At 65.4% G+C, this 25,175-nt stretch carries 22 protein-coding genes; 9 read left to right on the top strand and 13 right to left on the bottom strand.

Going from position 1 to position 25,175, the window contains the following annotated elements; genetic code table 11:
- Nucleotides 1–404 precede the first annotated feature (404 nt).
- The 3 genes from KIT89_RS00305 to KIT89_RS00295 form a co-directional block, all read right to left on the bottom strand.
- The gene (locus KIT89_RS00305; RefSeq protein ID WP_297602456.1) at nt 405–1,142 is read right to left on the bottom strand and encodes a DUF3800 domain-containing protein; all 738 of its coding nucleotides are present in this window, start codon (nt 1,140–1,142) and stop codon (nt 405–407) included.
- An 18-nt stretch (nt 1,143–1,160) separates the two neighbouring features.
- Entirely contained in the window at nt 1,161–3,053 is a 1,893-nt protein-coding gene (locus KIT89_RS00300; protein ID WP_297602455.1) for a type ISP restriction/modification enzyme, read from the bottom strand.
- 85 nt (nt 3,054–3,138) lie between these two features.
- On the bottom strand, nt 3,139–4,497 hold the full coding sequence (locus KIT89_RS00295; protein WP_297602454.1) for an N-6 DNA methylase: 1,359 nt from the start codon (nt 4,495–4,497) through the stop codon (nt 3,139–3,141).
- Between the two features lie 30 nt (nt 4,498–4,527).
- On the opposite strand from KIT89_RS00295, the gene KIT89_RS00290 reads away from it, so the two are divergent.
- Nucleotides 4,528–5,346 carry a RelA/SpoT domain-containing protein gene (locus KIT89_RS00290; protein ID WP_297602453.1) on the top strand — a complete coding sequence of 273 codons (819 nt, stop codon included), beginning with the start codon at nt 4,528–4,530 and terminating at the stop codon, nt 5,344–5,346.
- A gap of 29 nt (nt 5,347–5,375) precedes the next feature.
- Nucleotides 5,376–5,600: a hypothetical protein gene (locus KIT89_RS00285; RefSeq protein ID WP_297603979.1), complete on the top strand. Its 225-nt coding sequence runs from the start codon at nt 5,376–5,378 to the stop codon at nt 5,598–5,600.
- 235 nt (nt 5,601–5,835) lie between these two features.
- Here the strand turns inward: KIT89_RS00285 and KIT89_RS00280 are convergent, their stop codons facing one another.
- Nucleotides 5,836–6,723: a phytanoyl-CoA dioxygenase family protein gene (locus KIT89_RS00280; RefSeq protein ID WP_297602452.1), complete on the bottom strand. Its 888-nt coding sequence runs from the start codon at nt 6,721–6,723 to the stop codon at nt 5,836–5,838.
- A gap of 82 nt (nt 6,724–6,805) precedes the next feature.
- Between KIT89_RS00280 and KIT89_RS00275 the strand changes: the two genes are divergently transcribed.
- Complete coding sequence (locus tag KIT89_RS00275) at nt 6,806–7,477, top strand: hypothetical protein (RefSeq protein ID WP_297602451.1); 672 nt, start codon at nt 6,806–6,808, stop codon at nt 7,475–7,477.
- Nucleotides 7,478–7,484: 7 nt separating this feature from the next.
- On the opposite strand, the gene KIT89_RS00270 is transcribed toward KIT89_RS00275, so the two are convergent.
- Nucleotides 7,485–8,972: a CoA-acylating methylmalonate-semialdehyde dehydrogenase gene (locus tag KIT89_RS00270; protein ID WP_297602449.1), complete on the bottom strand. Its 1,488-nt coding sequence runs from the start codon at nt 8,970–8,972 to the stop codon at nt 7,485–7,487.
- Nucleotides 8,973–9,090: 118 nt separating this feature from the next.
- Entirely contained in the window at nt 9,091–10,008 is a 918-nt protein-coding gene (locus KIT89_RS00265; RefSeq protein ID WP_297602448.1) for a LysR family transcriptional regulator, read from the bottom strand.
- A gap of 55 nt (nt 10,009–10,063) precedes the next feature.
- On the opposite strand from KIT89_RS00265, the gene KIT89_RS00260 reads away from it, so the two are divergent.
- The 4 genes from KIT89_RS00260 (at nt 10,064) to KIT89_RS00245 (ending at nt 14,548) form a co-directional block, all read left to right on the top strand.
- Entirely contained in the window at nt 10,064–11,302 is a 1,239-nt protein-coding gene (locus KIT89_RS00260) for a DNA recombination protein RmuC (RefSeq protein ID WP_297602447.1), read from the top strand.
- Between the two features lie 10 nt (nt 11,303–11,312).
- Nucleotides 11,313–11,714: a VOC family protein gene (locus tag KIT89_RS00255; RefSeq protein ID WP_297602446.1), complete on the top strand. Its 402-nt coding sequence runs from the start codon at nt 11,313–11,315 to the stop codon at nt 11,712–11,714.
- 126 nt (nt 11,715–11,840) lie between these two features.
- Nucleotides 11,841–13,583 (top strand): AMP-binding protein, encoded by a 1,743-nt coding sequence (locus tag KIT89_RS00250; protein WP_297602445.1) that lies wholly within the window; start codon nt 11,841–11,843, stop codon nt 13,581–13,583.
- Nucleotides 13,580–14,548, top strand: coding sequence for a bile acid:sodium symporter family protein (locus KIT89_RS00245; protein ID WP_297602444.1), 969 nt, complete (start codon nt 13,580–13,582; stop codon nt 14,546–14,548). Before KIT89_RS00250 ends, KIT89_RS00245 begins: the two co-directional genes overlap by 4 nt.
- A gap of 3 nt (nt 14,549–14,551) precedes the next feature.
- Here the strand turns inward: KIT89_RS00245 and KIT89_RS00240 are convergent, their stop codons facing one another.
- The 3 genes from KIT89_RS00240 to glpX all read right to left on the bottom strand — a co-directional run bounded on the left by KIT89_RS00240 (nt 14,552) and on the right by glpX (nt 19,197).
- A complete protein-coding gene (locus KIT89_RS00240; protein WP_297602443.1) occupies nt 14,552–16,459 on the bottom strand; it encodes an ABC transporter ATP-binding protein in 1,908 nt (635 codons plus the stop codon).
- Entirely contained in the window at nt 16,456–18,189 is a 1,734-nt protein-coding gene (locus tag KIT89_RS00235) for an ABC transporter ATP-binding protein (protein ID WP_297602442.1), read from the bottom strand. The genes KIT89_RS00240 and KIT89_RS00235 overlap by 4 nt, the downstream gene beginning before the upstream one ends.
- A 69-nt stretch (nt 18,190–18,258) precedes the next feature.
- Nucleotides 18,259–19,197: a class II fructose-bisphosphatase gene (glpX, locus tag KIT89_RS00230; RefSeq protein ID WP_297603978.1), complete on the bottom strand. Its 939-nt coding sequence runs from the start codon at nt 19,195–19,197 to the stop codon at nt 18,259–18,261.
- A gap of 191 nt (nt 19,198–19,388) precedes the next feature.
- On the opposite strand from glpX, the gene fbaA reads away from it, so the two are divergent.
- Together fbaA and KIT89_RS00220 are read left to right on the top strand one after the other, a co-directional pair.
- Complete coding sequence (gene fbaA / locus KIT89_RS00225; protein WP_297602441.1) at nt 19,389–20,417, top strand: class II fructose-bisphosphate aldolase; 1,029 nt, start codon at nt 19,389–19,391, stop codon at nt 20,415–20,417.
- A 103-nt stretch (nt 20,418–20,520) separates the two neighbouring features.
- Nucleotides 20,521–21,276, top strand: a complete 756-nt coding sequence (locus KIT89_RS00220) for a GntR family transcriptional regulator (RefSeq protein WP_297602440.1) — start codon at nt 20,521–20,523, stop codon at nt 21,274–21,276.
- Nucleotides 21,277–21,304: 28 nt separating this feature from the next.
- Here the strand turns inward: KIT89_RS00220 and KIT89_RS00215 are convergent, their stop codons facing one another.
- The 4 genes from KIT89_RS00215 to KIT89_RS00200 all read right to left on the bottom strand — a co-directional run bounded on the left by KIT89_RS00215 (nt 21,305) and on the right by KIT89_RS00200 (nt 25,143).
- On the bottom strand, nt 21,305–22,003 hold the full coding sequence (locus KIT89_RS00215; protein WP_297602439.1) for an aldolase: 699 nt from the start codon (nt 22,001–22,003) through the stop codon (nt 21,305–21,307).
- A 172-nt stretch (nt 22,004–22,175) separates the two neighbouring features.
- A complete protein-coding gene (locus KIT89_RS00210; RefSeq protein WP_297602438.1) occupies nt 22,176–23,138 on the bottom strand; it encodes a PfkB family carbohydrate kinase in 963 nt (320 codons plus the stop codon).
- Nucleotides 23,139–23,153: 15 nt separating this feature from the next.
- The gene (locus KIT89_RS00205; protein ID WP_297602437.1) at nt 23,154–24,167 is read right to left on the bottom strand and encodes an alcohol dehydrogenase catalytic domain-containing protein; all 1,014 of its coding nucleotides are present in this window, start codon (nt 24,165–24,167) and stop codon (nt 23,154–23,156) included.
- Nucleotides 24,160–25,143, bottom strand: coding sequence for a DUF4432 family protein (locus KIT89_RS00200; protein WP_297602436.1), 984 nt, complete (start codon nt 25,141–25,143; stop codon nt 24,160–24,162). The genes KIT89_RS00205 and KIT89_RS00200 overlap by 8 nt, the downstream gene beginning before the upstream one ends.
- Nucleotides 25,144–25,175 lie beyond the last annotated feature (32 nt).

Genomic DNA, 25,175 nt, shown 5'->3' with positions numbered 1-25,175 from the left:
GCGGGTATACCTTCCGGGTGCGCACTGGTGGTCGAGCCAACAAGAGCACGTCACTGCGTGGCTCGACGAGATCGACGGGCCAGGAGCATACGGGCGAGTGACGCGCGGGCTTGGCGCGCGGCACGCCTACAACCACTTCCAGTGCGCGCCGGGCTTGTTGTGGATCGCGGAAGCATTGGGCGAAGATCCGGAGGTGGTGCATGGAGCGGCTCAATCGGCTAGCGGTTTCGGCCGACCTGCCTCTCAATGCGCGGCGATCCGCAGGCTCATCCCATGGTCGAGGATCGAGTCCCTGGCTCGGGAGAACTAGTGCACCGATGGGTCTACTTTGGTAGACTTTGGGCAAGTGGACTGGGAGTGCCCGGTCGGCGTCTAGCCCCTGGATTTCCGGGGGCTTTTCGCTTTCACGGGTAAATCTTGAGCCCGTAGCCGCGCACCTGCCCGTCGTCAGACTTGACCAGCTTCGGCTCGATGACGGCCCAGGCGTGGTTCGGCTGCTTCGGCCTTAAGTCGTGGATACCGATGGGTCGTGCGACAAGGTCTGCGATCTGTAGTCCCGAACTGTTGGTCTTCTTGTCGACACACATGAAGTCCAGCGTCTGCGCCATGCCGCGCATTTTCGTGGTGTCGAGAATTCGCCTGAAGGCGAGTTCGAGTTCCTTGTCTTCGAGACGGCCTCGACCCTCGAAAACAACGAATGTCTTGCGCCCCACTTGTCCCCGAACCTGGAGTTGAAGGAAGACGCGTTCGAGGCCGAACTCGAGGGCTACTTCGTAGGGGTTCAACTGTGAGCCCCGACGATCGCGGAACTCTGGCTTGCGGATCACCGTTGCGACGATTCCGATTCGAGAAGAACTGATTAACTCATCGAGGCGACTCATGAACTTCGTGCGAGTGTCCTCCCTCATCAGAATGTCGAATGGTTGAGCCCTCTGGCGGATCTCCCGCTCATGAAGAACGACCATGTCATGGCCGAAGAAATCGAACTTGAGGCGCTGCACGAATGGCACGACGTGATCGACGTAGTGGTCGATCTTGACTATGCAGAATGCGAGCACGAAGCGCGGGTAGTGAGGGTCGAAGTCAACCAGGTTGTGGTCGCCGCTTTCGTCCACATAGACGATGTAGTCACCGCGCCTCATGCTTCGCGAACTCCCTCACTACTCGGTCTCGTCGCCGAAAATGTCGAGAGTGTTGGCGGCCACCTTGCGGCGCGGCTTGCGGTCGTCGCGCGTCTCTGGCCACCGCACCCCCGCCGACGCCAACTCGTCCTTCGTGATCAACGAACCGGCAAGCACCTGCTCAAGCAGCTCCGCTTGAGCGGGCTCAAGACTCACAAGCCGCGTCAACACGGTCAGCAGTTCGGTGAACTCAAGCGTCCACTCGTGCGGCCACTCGTCGACGTGGATGTCGTCGAGCGGGCTCGTCTTCTTGCCGCCGGGGTTCTTCTTGCGGTACTTGAACCAGCTGCTGATGACGTTCATGCCGCCGACGGTGTAGTCGAAGACCTCGCGCGGCACCGGACCCCAGGCTCCGTTGCGGTCGCCGTCATCGTCGGTGAACACGATGTGCCCGCGCACGTCGTCGTACTGCAGTTTCACCGGCATGGTGGTGACGGCTTCGAGCGACTTGGGTTGAGCATCCATCGGCCAGCCGCTGCGAACATTGCCGGCTTCGCGCCCCGCGGCGGGGTCGACGTAGCGCTCGGCGTAGGTGTGCAGCCAGATCACTTCGCGCCCGAGCTCGACGGCCCGCGCCCACAGCGCCACATCACGCGTGATCGGCACGCGCACCCCCGGAGTGGTCAGCTCGTCGACGAAGGTCGCCGTGAACGCCGGATGCGCGACGACCCCCGCCACGTAGGCGAGCAGGTCTTCATGATCAGCCTGGATGCTCGCCTCGGCGGCGAGCCCCTCCAGCAGCCCCGGCGCGAGGTTCGGGGTTCCGTCGGGGTGCAGGAGCGGCAGGGTTCGGCCACCCTCGCTCCCCTTGAAGTTGTCCATGTCTGGAAGTAGCGCGGAAAACGTCAATGCCGGTCCGCTTGAAATGGGCTTCGAATGCTGCTCGTTCACGAAGACGGACCTGGCGGCTTCGTTGGCAGCCCAAAGGTCCGGACGTGCTTGATCAATAACGCGGTGGTCGCTAACTATCCACTGTCGGTCCAGCGAACGGTAGGAGACACGACTCGTATCGGGCTCACCATCCATCGACTTGTCCAGGCCAACGGTCGAATCCACGCTGGCCGAGCCAGAAAGCGGGGCTTTGCCCTGGTCCACTCGAGAGTCCCGGGTGACCTTGAAGTTGGACACAAAGTTCGATGTACCGCGTGAGGTTCGCAATGTCGACCATCTATCGCGAAGGATTGCTGCACTCGGCGCGTACACCCACGTTCGGTTGGCCTTAACTCCTGGCGAGACCCAGGCGAGTAGATCGCCGACCGCGGGAAAGGCGTCCCACGCGCCGGCGGCGGGCGTGAGCGGTTCGGTCAGCCCATCACGCGCACGCTCCCACCCAGTCGTCAGATCGAGCTGCGCGAGAGCCCGGAACTTGTCAGCCTGCTTCCCGTGCAGCGACCGGTATTGAATGGGCGCGGGAGTCGCGGCGTCGTGGTCGGCCCGGCGCACGAATATGCCGATGGCAAGCTGCTGGCGCACACCGGGGAAGATGCGGGACGGAACGTCCGGCGTCTGGCCCTCGGGGGTGAGGTCGATGATCCAGCCTTCGTCGGCCTCGCGGCGTAAGTACGAGCGCATGCCCTTGAAGCCAGGCCCGCGCAGGTACCCGGCGGTCGAGATGAAGCACACGACACCGGCCTGGTCGGCAGGCACCGACTCAAAGACCTTCCACGTCGCCCAGCGCCAGAAGTAGATGTAGAGGTTCTTGAGCACGTACTCGGTGAGACCGTTGCCGGGCATCCGAAAGTCATCGAGCTTTGCCTTCGCGACCGACTTCTTGTCGTTGCGTGTAGCGGCCGAGCCTTTCTCGATCCAGCCACCCATGCCCTCCGCACGCTCGGCGTAGGGCGGGTTTCCGATGACGACCGTGACCGGCACGTCGGCCTTGATGCGGTTGGCCTGCCGCTTGCTCTCCGAAATCGCGGCGAGACCAGACGAGATCGCGGTGACATCAGCATCCGGATCAAGAGAGCGTGTCGGCCACGAACATGCGCATTCCACCCTTAGGCGGGTTCGCTTTGTAGCTGCGCAGCAGGTCGGTGGTGCGCAGCTCGGCGACCGTGTACGAGCCGAGCTGCAGCTCGAAGCCGATCAGCCGCGAGGCGAGCTCGGTGATCGTACCGGGCACGGCACCGGGGCCTTCGGTGTGCTCGACCTTCTCGGCTACATGCTCGATGATCGAGTGGAGAAAGGTGCCGGTGCCCATCGCGGGGTCGATCGTGGTTACGCTCGGGTCGAGAAAACCCTTGGGCTTGCCGAGCTTGATGACGAGCGCCTCTTCGGCCAAGCGCACCATCTGATCGACGACCTCGTGCGGGGTGTAGTAGGTGCCGGTGGCTTTACGTAGTTCGGGATCATACTCGGCGAGAAAGTTCTCGTAGAGGTGTAGGTAGGTGTCTTTGTTCTTGCGCACGGCATCCCACTGCACCGCGCCGATCACCCGCCGTAGCAGGTCGATCGTCGGAACGAAGTCGCCCTTCACATCGTTCGTGAGCAACTGCAAGGCTTTGCCCATGAGCGAGTGGTCGGCGCCAAGCTGCTGGCCGACCTCATAGAGACTCGTCGACTCGAGGTCGATCTGCTCGGTGCGCGCGAGCAGCAGAGCAAAGGTGACCGTCTGGGCATAGCCGTCGGCGAAGACCTCGTCGCTCGCGTCGGGAAACAGCAGCGAGCGCCAGTCGTTCGCGAGGCCGAGAAAGAGTTGCTGGTGCTTCGGGGCGCCAGCTTTCACCCGCGCGGTCTCAAAGGCGAGCTGTTCGATGACCTTGGTGCGCAGCATCCGCGTGATCGGAGCGATCGTGCTGACGAGCTTGGGAACGGTCTTGATCGGCACGGGGTACCAGTTCAAGAAGTCAGAGACGAGGTGCGCAAAGTTCGAGTCGGGGGTCAGCGCGGCACCGGCGACATCGAGGGGGCCTCCGCTCAGTTGCGCGACGAGCGCGGGTTGCGGCTCGCCCCGGTAAAGGCGCCACTCTGAGCCGTTCGTGTAGACGAGGTTCGGCAGGTCTTTCAGGCGGTTCCACTGGTCCCGGTTGTGGCCCGAGAACGTGCTCGGGTCGAGCGAGAGCCCCGCCTTCTTCACCTCGATGTAGCCGACGACGGCGCCCTTCACCCGCACGGCGAAGTCGGGGCGCGAGCTCAGCTCGGTGAGGTGCGCCTCGCCGTCGAGGATGGTCTTCTTGCCGCCGAACTCGCCAATCGCGGTGACGAGGTGCTCGATGGGAACGCGCAACGCCTCTTCGGGCTCGCCCGTGCCGGCCAGCTTCGCCTTCACTTCGACGCCATAGTCGGCGACAAGTTGGGAGATCTTCGCATCGAGCATGTAGTCATTCTGTCGGAGAGGGGTGACGCCGTGCCCGGCACGGCACGGCACGGCAAAAACGCTGGATACGCCACTGACCATAACTCACACATCCCGTATGCTCAGGCCGTGCCATCCGTCCCTCAATTACCGAGCAAGAACCAGATCAACAAAGCGGGCGACTACTTGTCCGATCTGCTTGCTATGAGCGGGGTGGACTTCGTCAAGAACTACGACCCGGAGAAATATGCCGCGGCCGTAAGGGTAGTAAGTGACTACCGCGCTGCGCATCAAAGACCTCTCGGTGCTACTTCCCAGGGGCTTCGTCAGATCGTACGTAGCGAGACCGGCGTACAACCGATCGTTTCCCAAAGACTCAAGCGCGTCCCTCGAATACTGAGGAAGCTCAACCGGATGGGTCATGGCGGTCTGGCTCGCCTCGAAGACATCGGGGGTTGTCGAGCGGTACTCCCGGACGCGGACGTCTTGGAGCATGTTCGAGAGCATGTGGGCCGCACTTGGAAAGACATCATCATCGCTGAGCGTCGGAACGTGCACTCGCCGACGTCAATGGGGTATCGCGCCTACCACCTGACCATCCTCAAGTTCGACCGCAAGATAGAAGTGCAGTTGCGAACCGTTGGTCAACAGAGATGGGCCGACTCCATCGAGCGAACGGACTCGCGACACGGCCTTACCCTCAAGGACGGAGTCGGCCCCGAAAGCCTCATGGACTACTTCTCAGGAGCTGGTGAGATGATCTATAGTCTCGAATACGGAGTGCCGCGTAGCGATTCGTCCATCACGAAGTTCCGCGAGGCCCGGGAGAAAGTCATCAACGATGGCTACTTCCGCCGAAAGGGAGAATAATGCCAGCGCCCACAGTTCACTTCTTGCTCGTGTACAGCCACTCGCAGCAGAAGCTCATCAGCACCAACACCTACTCGGATTCGACGCGTGCGACTGCTGCGTACACGGCCGCGGAGAAGCTTCATCACGACGAAGTCGACTATGAGATTGTCCTCATTGGCTCGGACAGCATCGATACGGTCATGCGTACGCACGGGCACTACTTCGGCCAGACGCCCGTCGACTCGTTCTCGGAGTTTCTACTTACCGCCTAGCCGCCGCTACAGCCTGGTAACCCAACGCACGTCGCGTCGCGCGCTGAAACCCTCTTCTAGCGTCGTAGTCACCAGCTCCCGCGGAGCGACGGGCGTCGAAACGTGTGGCGTCTCGTCAAAGTGAGGCACTTATGTTATGCCGAGGATGATGGTGGTGCCCTTTCGCGCTGACGTTGGCACCGTCGCCCCCCGGCACTGCCGACGGCGTCGCGAACCGCAACAGGCGAGGTCGGCCTCAGCGGTCGCAGCCGCCCGACTTGTCGGCACGCGAGCCGGGAACGTTGAGGTCGCGCAGCCCCTTGTAGGCATACGGGTCTTCGCCCGCAACCATGACGATGTCGCGAAAGTCGTACTCGGCGAAGTGCCGACCCTCGGCGTTCTGCCACGGCAGCAGCGACTCGGCGCTCATGTAGTGGTTGACGAGCGCGCGTCGGTAGCCGTGGGCGCCTGAGTTCTCGAGCGAACGGTGCAGCAAGTAGCCGTTGAAGAACAGCGCAGCGCCCGCGGGCACCTCGACCGGCACCGCCTCGTCGTCCGTGTACGGAAACCCGAAGGCCTCGTCGGTGCAGTCGAAGCGCTCGTCGGTCTGCTCGCGGTCGGGGTAGAGCACGCCGCACGCGTGCGAGCCGGGCAGCACCCACAGGCAGCCATTCTCGGTGGTGGCGTCGTCGAGGGCGATCCAGACCCCGGCGAGCGAGCGGTCGCGCGTCGGAATGAAGTGCTCGTCTTGATGCCAAGCCTGGCCGGGCTTGCCCTCGCTCTTGATGAACAGCATCGACTGCATAGCCTTGACGTTCGGGCCGATCACCCGCGTGAGGCCGTCGACGATCCGAGGGTGGTGCATGATCTGCCGGGCGACGTCGCTGATTTTGTGCGGGTGGTGGATGCACAGGTACTGCCGCAAGACGTCGGCGTCGCTCTGCCCCGGGTGAGCATCCGCCCCAGAATCGACCGGGTTCAGACCGGCCCGGCAGATGCGCAAGGCTTCGGAGTTGACCTCAGCCACTTCGGCCGGGGTGAGGGCGCTGCGCAGAATCGCGTAGCCGTCGCGCGCGTACTGCTCGACGAACGCGTCGTCGACGGTGTCGTGCATGAGCAGAGTCGTGTGAACCGCAGTGTTCATGCATAGATCATACCTATTGTTGAGCACCCCGAGTAGATACTGCTCATTGCCTCGCGCAACTCGCACGCGCAATGCTGGGCTCATGCGCACTCGACTCGCGGCAGTGGCCGCACTCACGCTCGTCGCCCTCGCGGGGTGCTCGACCCCGGCGCCCGTGGCGACCCCGACCGCTGCCGCACCAGCGAGCTCGCCCTCGGCCACGCCCGAACCCGAGGCAGCAGTGCCCAGCGAGCTCGTCGTGCGCGGCGCCGGAGTCGAGCTCTACGACACCGACGGCACGCTCGTCGGCTCGTTCATCTGGGCCGACGAGACCGAGGCAGCTCTCGAGGTGCTCGAGCTCGCCTTCGGGCCAGCGCCCGCACCCGGGCTCAACCTGGGCGACGGAACGCACTACGCCGACTACGAGACCTATGACTTCGAGGGGCTGCTCTACTTCAGTGCCATCGACCTCGGCAAGCCCCGCAACGAATACTTCTTGCCCGCCACCGTGCAAGTCGATGCGGCACAGATCGGCGAGGTGAGCATCCGCACCGTCGATGGCCTTCGCGTCGGCGGCTCGGGCGCCGACGTTCGATCGCTTTCGCCCGCACTCGACTACCCCCACGCGCAGGGCATCGCCTACCTGCTCGACCCCGTCGACCCCGCGCGCGTCAGCGACCCCGAAGACGCCACCGACATGGTCGCGGCAGTTGTCGGAGAGGCAGATCGAGTGGTGCGGCTGATCGCTCCGTACCCCTCACGCAGCTTCGTCTAGATCGCCCCTAGTTCTGCGGGAAGCCCAGGTTGATGCCGCCGTGGCTCGGGTCGAGCCAGCGCGAGGTGACCGCCTTCTCGCGCGTGAAGAACGGAATCGCCTGCGTGCCGTAGGCCTTCGCGTCGCCGAACAGCGAGTTCTTCCAGCCACCGAACGAGTAGTAGCCGACCGGAACGGGAATCGGCACGTTGATGCCGACCATGCCCACGGTCACCTCGTTCTGGAAGCGGCGCGCTGCGCCGCCGTCGTTCGTGAAGATCGCCGTGCCGTTGCCGTACTGCGAGCCGTTGATGAGGGCGAGGCCCTCGTCGTAGCTTTTCACGCGCACGACCGAGAGCACGGGGCCGAAGATCTCTTCGGTGTAGACCTTCGAGCTCGTCGGCACCTTGTCGATGAGGGTCGGGCCGAGCCAGAAGCCGTTGGCGTCGCCGTCGACCTCGATACCACGGCCGTCGACCACGATTGAGGCGCCGTCGGTCTCGGCGATCTCGAGGTAGCTCGCCACCTTGTCGCGGTGCTCGCGCGTGATGAGCGGGCCCATGTCGCAGTTGCGCGTGCCGTCGCCGACCTTCAGGCCGCTCATGCGCGACTGGATCTTCTCGATGAGGGCGTCGGCCACGGGCTCGACGGCCACGACAACCGAGATGGCCATGCACCGCTCGCCGGCAGAGCCGAAGCCAGCGTTGACGGCCGAGTCGGCCACGAGGTCGAGGTCGGCGTCGGGCAGCACGAGCATGTGGTTCTTCGCCCCGCCGAGCGCCTGCACACGCTTGCCGTGCTTCGAGGCGGTCTCGTAGATGTACTTGGCGATCGGCGTCGAGCCCACGAACGAGATGCTGGCCACATCGGGGTGCTCGAGCAGAGCATCCACGCTCTCTTTATCGCCGTTGACGACGTTGAAGACGCCGTCGGGCAGTCCGCTCTCCTTGAAGAGCTCGGCCATCCAGATCGCCGCGCTCGGGTCTTTCTCCGAGGGCTTCAGCACGACGGTGTTGCCCGCCGCGATCGCGAGCGGAAAGAACCACAGCGGCACCATCGCCGGAAAGTTGAAGGGGCTGATGATGCCCACGACGCCGAGGGCCTGGCGAATCGAGTAGACGTCGACGCCCGTCGACACGTTCTCGCTGAACTCGCCCTTCATGAGCTGCGGAATCGACGTGGCCAGCTCGACGACCTCGAGGCCGCGCGCGATCTCGCCGCCCGCATCGCTCAGCACCTTGCCGTGCTCGTTGGTGAGAATCGCCGCGAGCTCGTCCTTGCGCGCGTTGAGGCCCTCGCGAAACGCGAACATGATCTGCTGGCGCTTGGCGATCGAGGTGTTCGACCAGCCCGCGAACGCGGCCTTCGCCGCCTGCACGGCGTGGTCGACGTCGGCCGTCGTCGCGAGCGCGACCTGGCGCTGCGCCTCGCCCGTAGCGGGGTTGTAGACGGGGGCGGTGCGGGTGGATGCTCCCGCGAACGCGGCTCCGTTGACCCAGTGCTGAACGACCGACATGTCGTGCTCCTTCGCTTCACGAGCCGCCGTGCGTGGGGCCCTGCCCCCAGTGTGCGCCCTCAGTCATCTGCGATCAAGCGCCATTGACGCACAGGCCATGTGCAAGAACGCACACCCTCTACCCCGGGGGCAGCAGCTCGTCACGCCGCTCATCGACCGCGCGCACGAGAGCCTCGCGCACGATCGCCACGGCGTCGACCGCAGGGCTGTCTGGACGCTGCGACAGCATGAACGGCAGCCTGAAGTCGACGACCCCCGGCAGCACGCGCTCAAGGCCCGCCGCGCCCTCGCCCATGAAGGCGTGCAGCAGCCCGATGCCCGCTCCGGCTCGCGTGGCCTCGAGCTGTGCGAACACGTTCGTCGACCCGAACCCGAGCCGCATGCCCTCGAGTGCGAGCGACTCGAGGTCGAGTTCGCGCACCGTGAGCAGGGCATCCACATAGAAGACCAGGTCATGGCCCTCGAGGTCGGCGAGCGTGCGAATCGGCGGCCGTGCCTCGAGGTATTCAGGCGCCGCGTACAGCCGAAGCGAATACTCGGTGAGCAGCTCGGCCGTGACGCGCGAGCCCGCAGACGCCCCCACTGTGATCGCGAGATCGAAACCCGACCCGCGCAGACTGAGCGGGCGCGTCGAGGTGACGAGCTCGATCGCGATTCCGGGATGCTCGACCCTCACCCGCGCGAGCGCCGCAGCCGCGAACACCGAGCCGAAGCCTTCGGGCGCCGCCACCCGCACCGTGCCGCGCACCGCATCGCTGCCCGACGCCGCCGCGACCACCTGCTCGACGAGCGCATCGAGCGGGGCAGCGCGCTCGACGACGTCGCGTCCGATCGCCGTCAGCTGCCAGCCATCAGCGCCGCGGTCGAGCAGCCGAGCGCCGAGCGCCGCCTCGAGCCGATCGAGCCGACGCCGCACCGTCGTGTGGTCGACGCCGAGCAGTGCGGCCGCCGAGACGAGCCGACCGACCCGTGCCACCGCCAGCAGGTAGCGCAGATCGTCGGCACTCACCTCATGCGGGTCGGGGCCGGTGCTCATGCGCCCACCCTACGACCGCTCGTGCGGGTCGGCGGTGGGTGGCATGCTGGCGAGCATGGACTCTCTGCTTGCTCTCGTGGTCGGCCTCGTCGTCGGCGTCGCGCTCGGTGTCGTGGTCGGCCTGCTGCTCGGTCGACGCAGCGGCACGCCGACGAGCGTCGTCGATGCTCTGCGCGATCAGCTCACGGGCGCCGAAGTGCGCATCGCCCAGGCCGAAGCCCGAGCAGTGGCGCTCGATGAGCAGCTCGCGCTCGCACGCCAGCGAGACGCCGAGCGCGACGCGCAGCAGAAGAACGAGGGCCGAGTGCTCGAAGCGCTCGCGCCCGTCGCGTCGACCCTGAGGGCTATGCAACAGAAGGTCGATGAGCTCGAGCAGCAGCGCAGCCGGCAGCACGGCGAGCTCAGTCAGCAGCTGCGCACCGCCACCGAGGCCGAAGAGCGGCTGCGCGCCACGGCAGAGTCGCTCGCGAGCGCCCTGCGCAACAACGCCACTCGCGGAGTCTGGGGCGAGACCCAGTTGCGCACACTCGTCGAGTCGGCGGGCCTGCTCAATCGAGTCGACTTCTTCTTGCAAGAGTCGATCGATGCCGACGGCACAGCGCGACGCCCCGACATGGTGCTGCGGCTGCCCGGCGGCAAGTCGATCGCCGTCGACGCCAAGGTGCCATACAACTCCTACATCGAAGCGAGCGCCATTCCGTCGACGGCGACGGGTGAAGAAGAGGCACGGCGCGCCTCGCTGCTCACCGACCACGCCCGACGCGTCAAGGCGCACGTCGACCAGCTCGCGGCCAAGAACTACTTCACGGGCCTCGACTCGAGCCCTGAGTTCACCATCGCGTTCATCCCGAACGAGCCTTTGCTCGCTGCCGCGCTCGAGAAAGACCCCGCGCTGCTCGAGTATGCCTTCAGCAAGCGCATCGCCCTCGCGAGCCCCGTGAGCTTCTGGGCAGTGCTCAAGACCATCGCCTTCACCTGGCAGCAAGAGGTGCTCACCGACGAGGCGAAGATGCTCTTCGATCTGTCGAAAGAGCTGTACGCCCGAGTGGCCAAGCTCGCCGAGCACGCCGACACCCTCGGGGGCGCGATCGAGCGCAGCGTCAAGGCCTACAACCAGTTCGCGAGCTCGCTCGAGACCCGAGTGCTCGTCACGGCGCGTCGACTCGACAGCCTCGACGAGTCGACCGTCATCACGACGCCTCGGTCGATCGAGGAGCAACCACGGCAGTTGACCGCCGCCGAACTCACCGAGGCTCTCGCCGACACCATCGACACGGCCGGCGAAGCGGAGTAACCTGCCCGGCATGCCGGCCTACACCTTTGCGTTCAGCGGATTCGCCGTGCCCGACATCGACGCGGCACGCACCTTCTACCGAGACACGCTCGGCCTCACCGTCACCGACGCCATGATGGGCCAGCTGTCGATCGACCTTCCCGGGGGCGGCTGGGTGCTCGTGTACCCCAAGCCCGACCACACGCCCGCGACGTACACGATGCTGAACCTCGAAGTCGACGACATCGATGCCGCCGTCGACGAGTTGACCTCCCGCGGAGTCGCCTTCGAGCGCTACGAAGGCTTCGGCCAAGACGAGCGCGGCATCGCTCGTGGCATCGCCCACAATCAGGGCCCCGACATCGCCTGGTGCACCGACCCAGCCGGCAACATCATCGCGGTTCTGCAGAATCCTCCAGACGACGACGCCTAGGCGGCAGGGCGACGCACTGAGTCGCACAGTGACAGCCGCGGCGCTGGAGACCCCGGTCTATGATGTGGCGAATACACCACCGTCGGCGTATCCGCTGGCGGTCCACCCTCTGGCGAAAGATCGACGATGACCCAACGCCCCTGGCTAGCCCACTACGCCGACGATGTAGCTCCTGACCTCGCTGAGGCGCCCTTCGCCCATCTCCCGGCGATGATCCGCGCCGCTGCCGCGACGAACGCCGACATGACGGCGTTCACGCAGTGCATGCCGAACGGCATGAACGGCTCGCTCACCTACGCCCAGATCGACGCGCTCTCTGACGACTTCGCCGCATACCTGCGCGAAGTCGTCGGGCTCTCGCAGGGCGACAGGGTCGCGGTGCAGATGCCGAACTCGCTGAGCTACCCGATCGTCGCCTTCGGGGTCTTCAAGGCCGGGTGCGTGCTCGTCAACACCAACCCGCTCTACACGGCCACCGAGATGGTGCACCAGTTCACCGACTCGGGGGCGAAGGCCCTCATCGTGAGCGACATGTTCGCCGACCGACTGCCCGAGGTGCTGCCGAAGACCGAGATCGGCACCGTCGTCACCGTGCGCATCGCCGAGTTCTTTCCGCGAGTCATCGCGGGCGTCGTGCGCATGGTGCAGAAGTACTGGAACCGATCGCTGCCCGCCATCACCGTCGACCACACGCCGTTTCAACAGGCGCTCGACGCCGGACGAGAGCGTCGCAGCGATGCCGCCCTCGAGGCATACCTCGACGGCATCGACGCGAGCACCGTCGCCGCACTGCAATACACGGGCGGCACGACGGGCGTCTCGAAGGGAGCCATGCTCACGCACGGCAACCTGGTGTCGAACACCCTGCAGATGATCCAGATGTGCGGCGCCTACATGCGGCCGGGCATGGAGACCGTGCTGACCGCCCTGCCGCTGTACCACATCTTCGCGTTCACGGTGAACCTGCTGGCGTTCTACCACCTCGGTTCGCGCAACATTCTCGTGCCGTCGCCTCGGCCGCCGAGCAACCTCAAGCGCGCATTCGAGAACTACAAGATCACCTGGGTCACCGGCGTCAACACGCTGTTCAACGCTCTGCTGAACGAGCGCTGGTTCATCGACAGCCCCCCGCGGCACCTGCGGGCCTCGGCGGCAGGCGGCATGGCGCTGCACGAGTCGGTGGCAGCGCGCTGGAGCGAGGTGACCGGCACCCCGATCGTCGAAGGCTACGGCCTCACCGAGACGTCGCCGGTGCTGAGCTTCAACCCCTTCGGGCCGACCGCGAAGGCCGGCACCATCGGCATTCCGGTTCCGTCGACAGAGTTGCGGTGCATCGACGAGTCGGGTGCTGAAGTGGCGCCCGGAACCCCGGGCGAGATCGCCGCACGCGGCCCGCAGGTCATGGCCGGCTACTGGCAGCGGCCCGACGACACCGCCGCGTCGATCGTCGACGGCTTCTTCCGCACCGGCGACATCGCCGAGATGGATTCCGACGGATTCTTCACCATCGTCGACCGCAAGAAAGACATGGTGCTCGTCAGCGGGTTCAACGTGTACCCGAACGAGATCGAAGAGCGCATCGCCGAACTGCCTGGCGTGCTCGAAGTCGGAGTCGTCGGCATTCCCGACGACAAGTCCGGCGAAGCCGTGCGTGCCTACATCGTCGCCACGCACACTCCGCCGACCGAGGCCCAAGTGATCGCGCACTGCCGCGAGACGCTCGCCGCCTACAAGGTTCCGAAGTCGGTGCGCTTCGTCGACGAGCTGCCCAAGAGCCCGATCGGCAAGATTCTGCGCCGTGAGCTGCGCGCTGAAGCCGTCACCTCGGCGACCGCGAGTATCGAGACCCAGGGAAGGGAGCTGTCATGATCGCCGCACCTCTCATCATCGCCACGCAGACCGTGGTCAACGAGCAAGACGTCGTGACGCCGTTCGAACAAGCTCTCCTCGTCGGCCTCGTCTTCGTCATCATGTTCGGCCTCGGCGCTGGTCTGACTCCGCGCGACTTCAAGCTCGCGGTGCGTCGCCCCTACGGCCTGATCATCGGCTTCCTCACGCAGTTCGGCATCATGCCGCTGCTCGCGTACGTGCTCGTCGTCACGGTGCTGTTCCAACTGCCCCGAGAGTATGCGGCCCCGGTGGCGCTCGGCGCGCTGCTCATGGGCTGCGTGCCTGCCGGAACGACGTCGAACATCTTCACGTACTTCTCGAAGGGCAACCTCGCGCTCAGCGTCATCATGACGACGAACTCGACCCTCTGGGCGATTCTCATGACGCCGCTCGTGCTCGCGCTCTACGGCTCGCTGATCTTCACCGAGAGCTCTGACCTGCAGATTCCGATCGTCAACATCGTGGTGACCTTGGCCACTCTGCTGATTCCTGTCGTCGCCGGCATGATCTTGCGCAAGTACAGTGCCAACGTCGGCGCCGTCATGGAACTCTTGGGCGGGTTCTTCGGTCTGTTCTTCATCGTGTTTCTCATGGCGACGTGGGTGCCGCGCAACTGGGCGCTGCTGACGTCAACCCCGTGGCAGACCTACCTCGTGGCGATCGGGCTGGGGCTCTTCGGCATCGCGGTGGCCTACGGCATCGCGCGAGCGATTCGACTGCACCCGATGAACGCTCGCACGATCGGGCTCGAGACGGGCATCCAGAACGGTCCGCTCGCGATCGCGATCGTGCTGCTGACCTTCGCCGACAACCCCGACATCGGGCTGATCTTGATCGTTCCGGCGCTGTACTCGCTGTTCATCGTGATCGTGGCGACCTTCGTGACCTTCTGGTTCCGTCGCGCCAACGTCGCCGAAGAGCAGAAGATACCCAACCTGCTGTAGCGGCTACGCCTCGCCCAGGGGCTCTGCGAACTGCGCCTCGTAGAGCCGCGCGTACGCACCGTCAGCGGCGAGCAGCTGCTCGTGCGTGCCCTGCTCGACGATGCGACCGGCCTCCATCACCAGAATGAGGTCGGCGTCGCGGATGGTCGAGAGGCGGTGGGCGATGACGAAGCTCGTGCGATCGCGCCGCAGAGCCGCCATGGCGTGCTGCACGAGCACCTCGGTGCGGGTGTCGACCGAGCTCGTGGCCTCGTCGAGAATGAGCACGCTCGGGCGGGCGAGGAAGGCGCGCGCGATCGTCAGCAGCTGCTTCTCGCCCGCACTCACGTTGGCGCCGTCGTCATCGAGCACCGTGCCGTAGCCCTCGGGCAGGGCGCCGACGAACCGGTCGACGTAGGTGGCACGAGCGGCGTCGAGAATCTCGTCGTCGCTCGCGTCGTTGCGCCCATAGGCGATGTTGTCGCGGATGCTGCCGCCGAACAGCCAGGTATCTTGCAGCACCATGCCCATGCGAGAGCGCAGGTCGGCTCGACTCATGGTGGCGATATCGACGCCGTCGAGGGTGATGCGGCCGCCGTCGAGCTCGTAGAACCGCATCATGAGGTTCACGAGGGTGGTCTTGCCTGCACCGGTCGGCCCGACGATCGCGATCGTCTGCCCGGGCTCGGCCGTGAGCGACAGACCGTCGATGAGGGCGACCTCGGGGTCGTAGCGAAACGACACGTTCTCGAACACCAGGCGACCCGTCGTGGCCTCGGGGCTCGCCGCCGGCGAGGGGTCAGCGCTCTGCTCGGGCGCATCGATGAGGTCGAAGACGCGCTCAGCGCTCGCGACCCCCGACTGCAGCAGGTTGGCCATCGACCCGAGCTGGCTCAAGGGCTGCGTGAACTGGCGGGAGTACTGGATGAACGCCTGCACTCCTCCGATGGTCATCGATCCTGTCGTGACGAGCAGCCCGCCGACGACGGCGATGGCGACGTAGACCAGGTTTCCGACGAACATGATGGCGGGCATGATGATGCCGCTGACGAACTGCGCACCGAAGCTCGCGCGAAACAGCTGCTCGTTCTTCTCGAGAAACCGCTGCTCGACATCGCGCTGCCTGCCGAACACCTTCACGAGGGCGTGCCCCGTGAAGGTCTCTTCGATCTGCGCGTTGAGCTCACCGGTGTGCGCCCACTGAGCCACGAAGAGCTTCTGCGAGCGCTTCGCGATGACGGCGGTGATCACGAGCGTGAGCGGCACGGTGATGAGCGAGACGAGGGCGAGCACGGGCGAGATCACGAACATCATGACGATGACGCCGAGCACAGTGAGCAGCGAGGTGAGCAACTGGCTCAAGGTCTGCTGCAGGCTCTGCGAGATGTTGTCGACGTCGTTCGTCACCCGGCTGAGCACCTCGCCGCGCTGCACCCGATCGAAGTAGCTCAGCGGCAACCGGTTGAGCTTGCCTCCCACCTCTTCTCGCAGGCGGTAGACGGTGCGCTGCGTGACGCCGTTGAGCAGATAGGCCTGCAGCCATGAGAACACTGACGAGAAGACGTAGACGAGCAGCACGACTCCGAGCAGCAGCTGCAGGGCCGCGAAGTCGATACCGTCTCCCCCACCGGCCGTCGCCTCTCCGCTGCTGAACGCGTCTTCGCCGAACACTCCGTCGACGATGAGGTTCGTGGCCATGCCGAGCAGAGCAGGGCCGACCACGCTCAGCAGCACGCTCACGACGCCGAGCGCGATGATCACGACGACGAGCCCGCGCTCGGGGGCGAGACGCCCGATGAGTCGTTTCGCCGAGGGCACGAAGGTCATGGCCTTCTCGGCCGGCATGCCGATGCCGCCCCCCATGGGCCCGCCCATCGGCCCGCGCCGCACACCGCCGGGAGGCCCGACCGGTCGAGCTGGTGCCGTGCTCATGCGCTCGCCTCCGCCCGCAGTTGGCTGTTCACGATCTCTGCATAGGTCTCGCTGCTCGCGAGCAGCTCGTCATGCGTGCCGCGGCCGACGACCTTCCCGGCCTCGAGCACGATGATCTGATCGGCGTCGTGCACGGTGGCCACGCGCTGAGCAACCACCACGAGGGTGGCGTCGGCGACGTCGCGGCGCAGTGCGGCGCGCAGCCGGGCATCCGTCGCCGTATCGAGCGCAGAGAACGAGTCGTCGAACACGTAGATCTCGGGCCGCTTCACGAGCGCTCGTGCGATGGCGAGGCGCTGTCGCTGGCCACCAGACACCGTCGTGCCGCCCTGCGCGATGGGGGCGTCGAGCTGGCCGGGCATGTCGCGCACGAAGTCAGCGGCCTGCGCGATCTCGAGGGCGGCCCACAGCTCGTCGTCGGTGGCGTCTGGCTTGCCGAAGCGCAGGTTGCTCGCGACCGTTCCCGAGAACAGGTAGGGGCGCTGGGGCACGAGCCCGATGCGGCTCCACAGCAGGTCGGCGTCGAGCTCGCGCACGTCGACGTCGTCGACGAGAACGGCTCCGCCGGTGACGTCGAACAGCCGAGGCAGCAGGCTGACGAGGGTGGTCTTGCCGGCGCCCGTGCTGCCGATGATGGCCGTCATGCGCCCGCGCTCGGCGACGAAGCTGACGCTGTCGAGCACCGGATGCTCGGCCCCCGGGTAGGCGAAGCTCACGTCGCGCAGCTCGACTCGGCCGCTCGACTCGAGCGAGGTGACGGGGTTCGCCGGCAGCACCACCGAGGAGGGCGTCTCGAGCACTTCGCCGATGCGGTCGGCCGAGACGGCGGCCCGCGGCAGCAGCACGGCGATGAAGGTGGCCATGAGCACGGCCATGAGAATCTGGATGAGATAGGTCAGAAAGGCCGTGAGCGCACCCACCTGCATCAGCCCCGACTCGATGCGGTATGCACCGAACCACAGCACAGCCACACTCGAGGCGTTGAGCACGAGCAGCACGATCGGAAACATGAGGGCGAAGAGTCGGCCTGCGCGCAGCGCCGTGTCGGTGAGGGCAGCGTTGGCGTCGGCGAAGCGCTCGACCTCGTGCTGCTCGCGCACGAAGGCCCGCACGACGCGCATGCCCGTGAGCTGCTCGCGCAGCACGCGGTTGACGGTGTCGATGCGCTCTTGCATGACGCGAAACAGCGGCACGGTGCGCACGATGATCGCGCTCACGGCGATCAGCAGCACCGGAATCGCAACGGCCATGATGAGCGAGAGCTCGACGTCTTGCTGCAGCGCCATGATGACGCCGCCGACGGCCAGAATCGGCGCACTCACGAGCATCGTGCTCGTCATGAGCACGAGCATCTGCACCTGCTGCACATCGTTGGTCGTGCGGGTGATGAGCGAAGGAGCTCCGAAGTGCGAGACCTCGCGCTCAGAGAAGGTGCCGACCCGCTCGAACACGGCGCCCCGCAGGTCGCGACCGACCGCCATCGCCACCCTCGCTCCGAAGTACACGGCCGTGATGGCGCACGCGATCTGCACGAGCGAGATGGCGAGCATGAGCGCGCCAACCGAGAGGATGTAGCCGGTGTCGCCCAAGGCGATACCGCGGTCGATGATCGCCGCGTTGAGCGCGGGCAGAAAGAGCGAGGCGACGGCCTGGGCGAGCTGGAAGACGATCACGCCGACGATGAGCAGACCGTAGGGCTTCAGATGACGGCGCAGGATGAGAGCGAGCATGGCCTGCTCATTCTTCACCCGCGGCGGCTATGAAGCGGCCGTGAGCGTGCCGCTGTCAGCGAACGGCGCTCAGTCGCCGAGCCACTTCTCTTCTTGGTGGTCGGCGAGCACCCGCCGCACGGTGCCCGAGCGCGACCGCAGCACGATCGACTCGGTCGAGATGATGCCGCGCTGACGCCGCACTCCCTGCACGAGCTCGCCGTCGGTCACGCCTGTGGCGACGAAGAAGGTGTTGTCGCTGCGCACGAGCTCGTGCGTCTCGTACACGTAGTCGAACTTGAGGCCTGCCGCCGAGCCGTTCTCACGCTCGAGGTCGCTGCCGGGGGCGAGCCGACCCTGCATGAAGCCGCCGAGGGCGATGATTGCGCACGCCGTCGCCACGCCTTCGGGGCTGCCGCCCGTGCCGACGGCCATGTCGATGCGCGAGTCGTGGCGTGCTGCGTTGATGCCCGCTGCGACATCGCCGTCGAGCACGATGCGGGTGCCCGCGCCGGTCTCGCGAATCTCGGCGATGAGCCGCTCGTGGCGCGGGCGGTCGAGCACCGCGATGCGCATCTCGTCGACGGGCTTCTTCTTCGCCGCCGCGAGCGCGCGGATGTTCTCGCCGATCGGCTGGCGAATGTCGAGCACCCCGATGCCCTCGTTGCCCGCCACGAGCTTCTCCATGTAGAACACGCTCGACGCGTCGAGCATCGAACCACGATCGGCCACGGCGATCATCGAGATCGCGTGGCTGCGGCCCGCCGCGGTGAGCGAGGTGCCGTCGATCGGGTCGACGGCGATGTCGCACGCGGGGCCCTGCCCGTTGCCGACGACCTCGCCGTTGAAGAGCATGGGGGCGTTGTCTTTCTCGCCCTCGCCGATGACGACGAGGCCGCTGAAGTTGACGGTGCCCAAGAACTTGCGCATAGCATCCACCGCCGCCCCGTCAGCGGCGAGCTTGTCGCCCTTGCCGATGAAGGGGGCCGATCGAATCGCCGCGGCCTCGGTGGCTCGCACGAGCTCCATGGCCAGGTTTCGGTCGGGGTGCAGAAACAGGGTTCCTGTCTCGGTGGTCACCACAATGGCGTCCTCTCCGTCGTCGCGGTCGGTGGGTCAGGACGCGCCGGGTGGTAGGTCAGCGCTCATGCCAGCCTAGCGGCGGTGCGACCGCTGGCTAGACTCGAAGAGAACCCACCACGACCAGCACGAGGAGCCTCATGCCCATCGCCACCCCCGAGCAGTATGCCGAGATGCTCGACAAGGCCAAGAAGGGCGGGTTCGCCTACCCCGCCATCAACGTGTCGTCGTCGTCGACGATCAACGCCGTGCTGCAGGGCTTGAGCGAGGCCGGGTCTGACGGCATCATTCAGGTCACCACGGGCGGGGCCGACTTCTTCGCCGGCCAGAGCGTCAAGGCCCGCGCCTCGGGGGCTCTCGCCTTCGCCGCCTTCGCGACCGAGGTCGCCAAGAACTACCCGGTCACGGTCGCGCTACACACCGACCACTGCCCCAAAGACGCGCTCGACGGCTTCGTCATGCCGCTCATCGAGGCGAGCGAGGCCGAGGTCAAGGCCGGTCGCAACCCGATCTTCCAGTCGCACATGTGGGATGGCTCGGCCGTGCCGCTCGCCGAGAACCTCGAGATCGCGCAAACCCTCCTGCCGCGCATGAAGGCGATCCACTCGATCCTCGAGGTCGAGATCGGCGTCGTCGGCGGCGAGGAAGACGGCGTGCAGCACGAGGGCTCGAACGATGCGCTGTACACGACGCTCGGCGACGTCACCGCGGCTGTCGAGGCTCTCGGGCTCGGCGAGAACGGCCGTTACATGGCGGCCCTCACCTTCGGCAACGTGCACGGCGTCTACAAGCCGGGCAACGTCAAGCTGCGCCCCGAACTGCTGCGCGAGATTCAAGACGGCATCGCAGCGAAATACGGCACGGATGCTCTTCCGCTCGACCTCGTCTTCCACGGTGGCTCGGGCTCGACCGATGACGAGATCTCGACCGCGGTGAAGAACGGTGTCATCAAGATGAACATCGACACCGACACGCAGTACGCCTTCAGCCGCTCGGTGGCCGACAGCGTGCTGAAGAACTACGACGGCTTCTTGAAGGTCGACGGCGAGGTCGGCAATAAGAAGGTCTACGACCCGCGCTCGTGGGGCAAGGCGGCCGAGTCGGCGATGGCGAAGCGCGTCGTCGAAGCCACGCAGCAGCTGGGGTCGGCCGGGCACTCCGGGCGCTGAGCTCGGCCTCGCTCGGAATGTTGCACAATCGGCCCTAGCCGCCTAACTTCGTCATTACATATGTGCGATGTGCGTGCGGTCTCATCGTCGTGAGGAGAGCCTGATGAGCACTGAGCACGAACTGCCCGATGAGATGTTCGCTGGGCTCGATCGAGATGGCTCGGTTCCTCTCTACGCTCAGGTCGCCGAGCGCATCGAGGCGGCCATAGCGAACGGTACCTTGCCGGTCGGAGCGCGGCTCGAGAACGAAGTGACGATGGGCGAACGCTTCCAGCTTTCTCGACCCACGATGAGGCGCGCAATACAGGTGTTGGTCGACCAAGGGCTCTTGGTTCGGCGGCGAGGAGTCGGCACTCAAGTGGTGCACGGTGCGATTACGCGGGGTGCCGAACTCAGTAGCCTGTACGACGACCTAGCCCGCGACCAACGCCACCCCACTACGAAGATTCTGTCGTTCGAGATTCTCGAACCCACCCCCGATCTCTCTGCCCAACTCGGTGTTGACTTGTCGGCGCCGGTTCTGCATGTACGTCGATTGCGTTCAGCCGACGAAGCACCGATCGCCGTGCTTGACAATCATCTGCTTGACCCAGAAGGAATCAGCGAAGAAGCGCTCGAAGAGCGCGGGATGTACGAGCTTCTGCGTGCGCGAGGCACGACGTTGAGAGTTGCGCGCCAAGTCGTGAGTGCGCGTGCTGCGACGACGGAGGAGTCGCGACGACTCGACGTGCCCCCCGGCAGCCCAGTGCTCATTCTGCACCGAACCGCCTACAACGACTCCGGGGAAATCGTTGAGTTGGGTCGGCACTCCTACCGACCTGATCGCTACTCGGTTGAGTTCACCGTGGTGAACAAGTAGCGGTCTGAAGAGCGAGCGGATGGTCGCGCTATCCGCGCACCAACTCGACCACGCGGTCGACGGCCGAGACTACGTCGCCGTCGTGTGGGTAGAGCACCGAGCGCCCCACCATCATGCCCCGTACCCCGGGTAGGCGCATCGCTTGGCGCCACTCCTCGTAGACCGGCAATGGATCCTTCGACGAATCGCCCCCCAATAGGACGATAGGCATAGTCGTCGAATCAACGACCGCGGCCATGTCGGCGACGACGGGAAGCTTCAACCATGTCCACGCAGAGGTCGCCCCAATTGCCTGTGCGATTGACAAGGCGCGCACCACCGCTTCGGGCGTCAACTCATGTCGCACACGACCATCGACCCGGCTGCTCATGAATGGTTCGAGAAACACCGGCATCGACTGCGACGCTGCGTCGTTGAGCACCACGGCAAGTCTCTCTAGAGTTGCCACCGTTCCATGATCGTCGCGATCGATACGCAGGAGGCACTTGATCGCATCAAGCTTGGCGGCAACGGCGCCGTCGACATCGAAACCAGTGACGCGATCATCGAGCTCGAATACGGAGTCTTTCAGACCACCTCGATTCACCGAGCCGATCGCAAGACGCCCATCGAGCGCGCCTAAGGCGGCGAGATCTTCCAGGATGTCGGCGGTCGCAAGCACCCCGTCGACGCCCTCTCGATCGAGAGCCTGCATAAGGCGATCGAGCAGTTGGGGGCGACTCGACATTGCCATATCGTCTGCGCCAACACCGAGAGCGCCACGAGCCGGATGGTCTGCAGCGACAATAAGCAACCGGCCGTCTTGGCTGAGGAACGGCCTCGGCTGTCGACCGACGAGTGCGTCGTGAACATAGCCAGGTTCACGAGCGCGTCGCTCGCGCAGAGTCTGCAGTTGGTTCTCACGCAACACGGGCGCTCCTGTTCATAAAGGAGGTGATCTGCCCATACGTGGGCATGGCCACCGAGCTCTCACGACGAGAGGCGACGATAGCCCCGGCGGCCGAGGCGAACTCGCAGGCGGTGACGATTGGCATGGCGTCGTTGAGGCCACGGCACAGCGCAGCCCCAAAGGCATCACCAGCGCCCAAGCCGTTCACCGCGATCACTGGCCAGGGCGCAACCTCTGTTGCTCGCGCAGAGTCGACGACGAGGACTCCGTGCTCACCACGCTTGATGATGGCGATCGCGCACCCGAGCGCGCGAAGCCGCTCGGCAAGCTCACGGGGCTCACCCGGGCCAACAACAATGCGTGCCTCGTCGACATTCGCGACAACGATGTCAACCTGTGCGACAGCTTCGCGCAGAACCTCACCTGCCGTCTCGAGGCTCGGCCAATAGGCATCGCGGTAGTCGACGTCGAGAATCACGTGGGTTGGCGAACCCAGGCTGATCACCCGTGTAGTGAGCTGGCGCGCGATGTCTTCAGCGAGGGCGCATCCCGAGATCCATCGCAGGGGGGCGAGCGCGATGGCTTCCTCATCAGACTCGCTCAGATGGGCTCGATGATCGGCTGACGGGGAGCCGCGATAGATGAGAGCTTGGGCCGCATCGCCTATCAACTCGCAGGTCGCCACCGTCGTTCGCGCGTCTGCCACGACGGTGATCATGCTCACGTCGACGCCGGTCGTCGATAGACGGTCAAGTACGACAGCGCCGAGAGGGTCGTCGCCGACTGAACCCACAACGGCTGCGCAGAGGTCAAGGCGCGCGGCCCCGACTGCGACATTGGTGGGGCTACCCCCGACCATTTGCTCATAAGTCGTCACACCCACGAGGGGACCGTCGCTCACTGGGTAGAAGTCGACGAGAGAACGCCCGACCGTCACGAGATCTAGCACGCACACCTCCCCTGTATTTGTCATGACATATAGACCGTATCACGCGCCGAGACGAGGGTCGAAGAGAACCTTCATGCCTTGACCAGCTCGGAGTTCGGCGACGACCTGATCCCAATCGCTCAACGGGCGCACCGACGAGATAAGGTGCTCTAGAGCAAGCAGGCCAGACGTCATGAGTGACATTGCCAGCTGCCACGACCGCGGGGTGGCGGCGAAGCCCGAGGTCACGATGAGCTCTTTGTAGAGAACGTGATCGAAGGGCAGGGAGACCTCTCGGCCGTGAATTCCGACGGCGACGTAGCGACCACGGGGTGCGGCGGCCTCAAGAGCCATCCTGGCCCCGCCCGCGCTGCCCGAGCACTCGACGACGACGTCAAAAGACGCGGTGACGGGCTGATCAGTCACGGTGAGGCCGGCGTCTCGCGCCCGGCTGAGGCGATCGGAGTCGGCAGGCAGCCCACTCAACACCACTGAGGCACCGCTTGCGCGAGCGACCATAGCGGCGAGCATGCCCATCGGACCGGGCCCGGTCACCAGCACCCGGTCGCCCGCTCGCACCACGCCGTCCTCGACAAGAAGGTGTGCTACGCACGACAAAGGCTCAGACAACGCGCCAACGGTCGTTGTGATCCCAGCCGGCAACGGGTGTATCAGCTCTTCTCGAGCGGCCACGAGGGGCGCGAAGCCTCCATTGACGAAGGAGCCCATCGACTGCTTGTTCGGGCACAGATTGCGTCGACCCGCGCGGCACTGCGTGCAATGGCAGCGTTGATGGTGCGACTCGATCGCCACGGCGCGCCCAATCCACTCGGTAGAAACCTCGGACCCACAGGCGACGACGATGCCCGCCACTTCATGACCCAGCACGACAGGTGGACGTGTCGGGTAGTGGTCGTCAAGAATGTGGAGGTCGGTTCCGCAGACCCCGGCTGCGTGCACCTCGACGATGACCTGGTCGGGTTCGGCGACCGGGCGCGGCACCTGCAACAGTTCGACATTGCCGGGCCCCGGTGCCACTTTGACGATGGCTGGCATCGATGACGACTCAGTCATGATCGCCAGCCCAGCGCACCTCGCCTGATCGGTCGACCCCGACCACTGGGGCCGGCGTCTCAGCGAGCAACACAATTGTCATCCAAGAATGGGCGCTCTCCCCCGGCTCGAGGTGATGCACCATGCCCCGCTTTCGAGCGGCCGCCAGACCGTCGTATGGCCACGCAGTTTGACACTCGATGCTCAGCATCGAGGCCCGTCCGAACCAGGGAAAAGCTGGGTCGTCGCGCATGAGCCACAACCACGAATACGGGTAGGCATCAGTGTCCCACGCCATCGCGATGCTGACGCCACCAGAGGGCTGGCGCAGAGCAGCCCAGCCCTCAGCCATGCCGTCGAGGTAGAGCAACCGATGCACTGGCCCCTCGGGAACGACCGAGGCATCGAGCTCACCACCCTCGAGCGTGCGGCCAAGTGGCCAGGTGAATTCGTCTGCAGTGAGCCCGGCTGGGCGACCGGGGTCGGGTCGCGCCGTCGCACCGGCCGGGTAGTCGATGACGGCGCCAGGCAACGCCGGAAAGGCCGGGTGGTGGCCCCACACGAATGACGTCGGCACGGCACCGTGATTGTGCGCCGTCGACTCGACAGAGAGCGCAGCGTTATCTCTCGAAAGTCGCATCCGTCGGGTGATGGTCAAAGGCAATCGTGCCGCCGCTGACAGTTCGCACGAGATCTCATCGCGACGGATCACTGCCCACCGTGCAGTGGAGCATTCGCCGTGAAACCCGACGGGAACGCCGTCAACGGTGGCCGCCAGCCCCGCATTCGGAAAGGTCTCTTGCCAGCCGCCGCGATACCGTGAAAGCCAGTCGAGCTCACTGTCGCCGTAGCTCTGACTTTCGTGTGCCGGCACCGGAACGGGCCAGTCGTACCAGGCCACCGCGTTGTCCCCGCCCGGTAACGCCAGCCGTACAATCTGCGCGCCCACATCGTCATCGACGTCAACCTCAATCGACGGCGATCTCAGCTCGATCACGGTGCCCTCCTCGACAGAATCTCGCGCTACGG

Source organism: Microcella sp., from assembly GCF_025808395.1.
Classification (GTDB): Bacteria; Actinomycetota; Actinomycetes; order Actinomycetales; family Microbacteriaceae; genus Microcella.
This window is presented reverse-complemented; position numbering and strand designations above follow the sequence as displayed.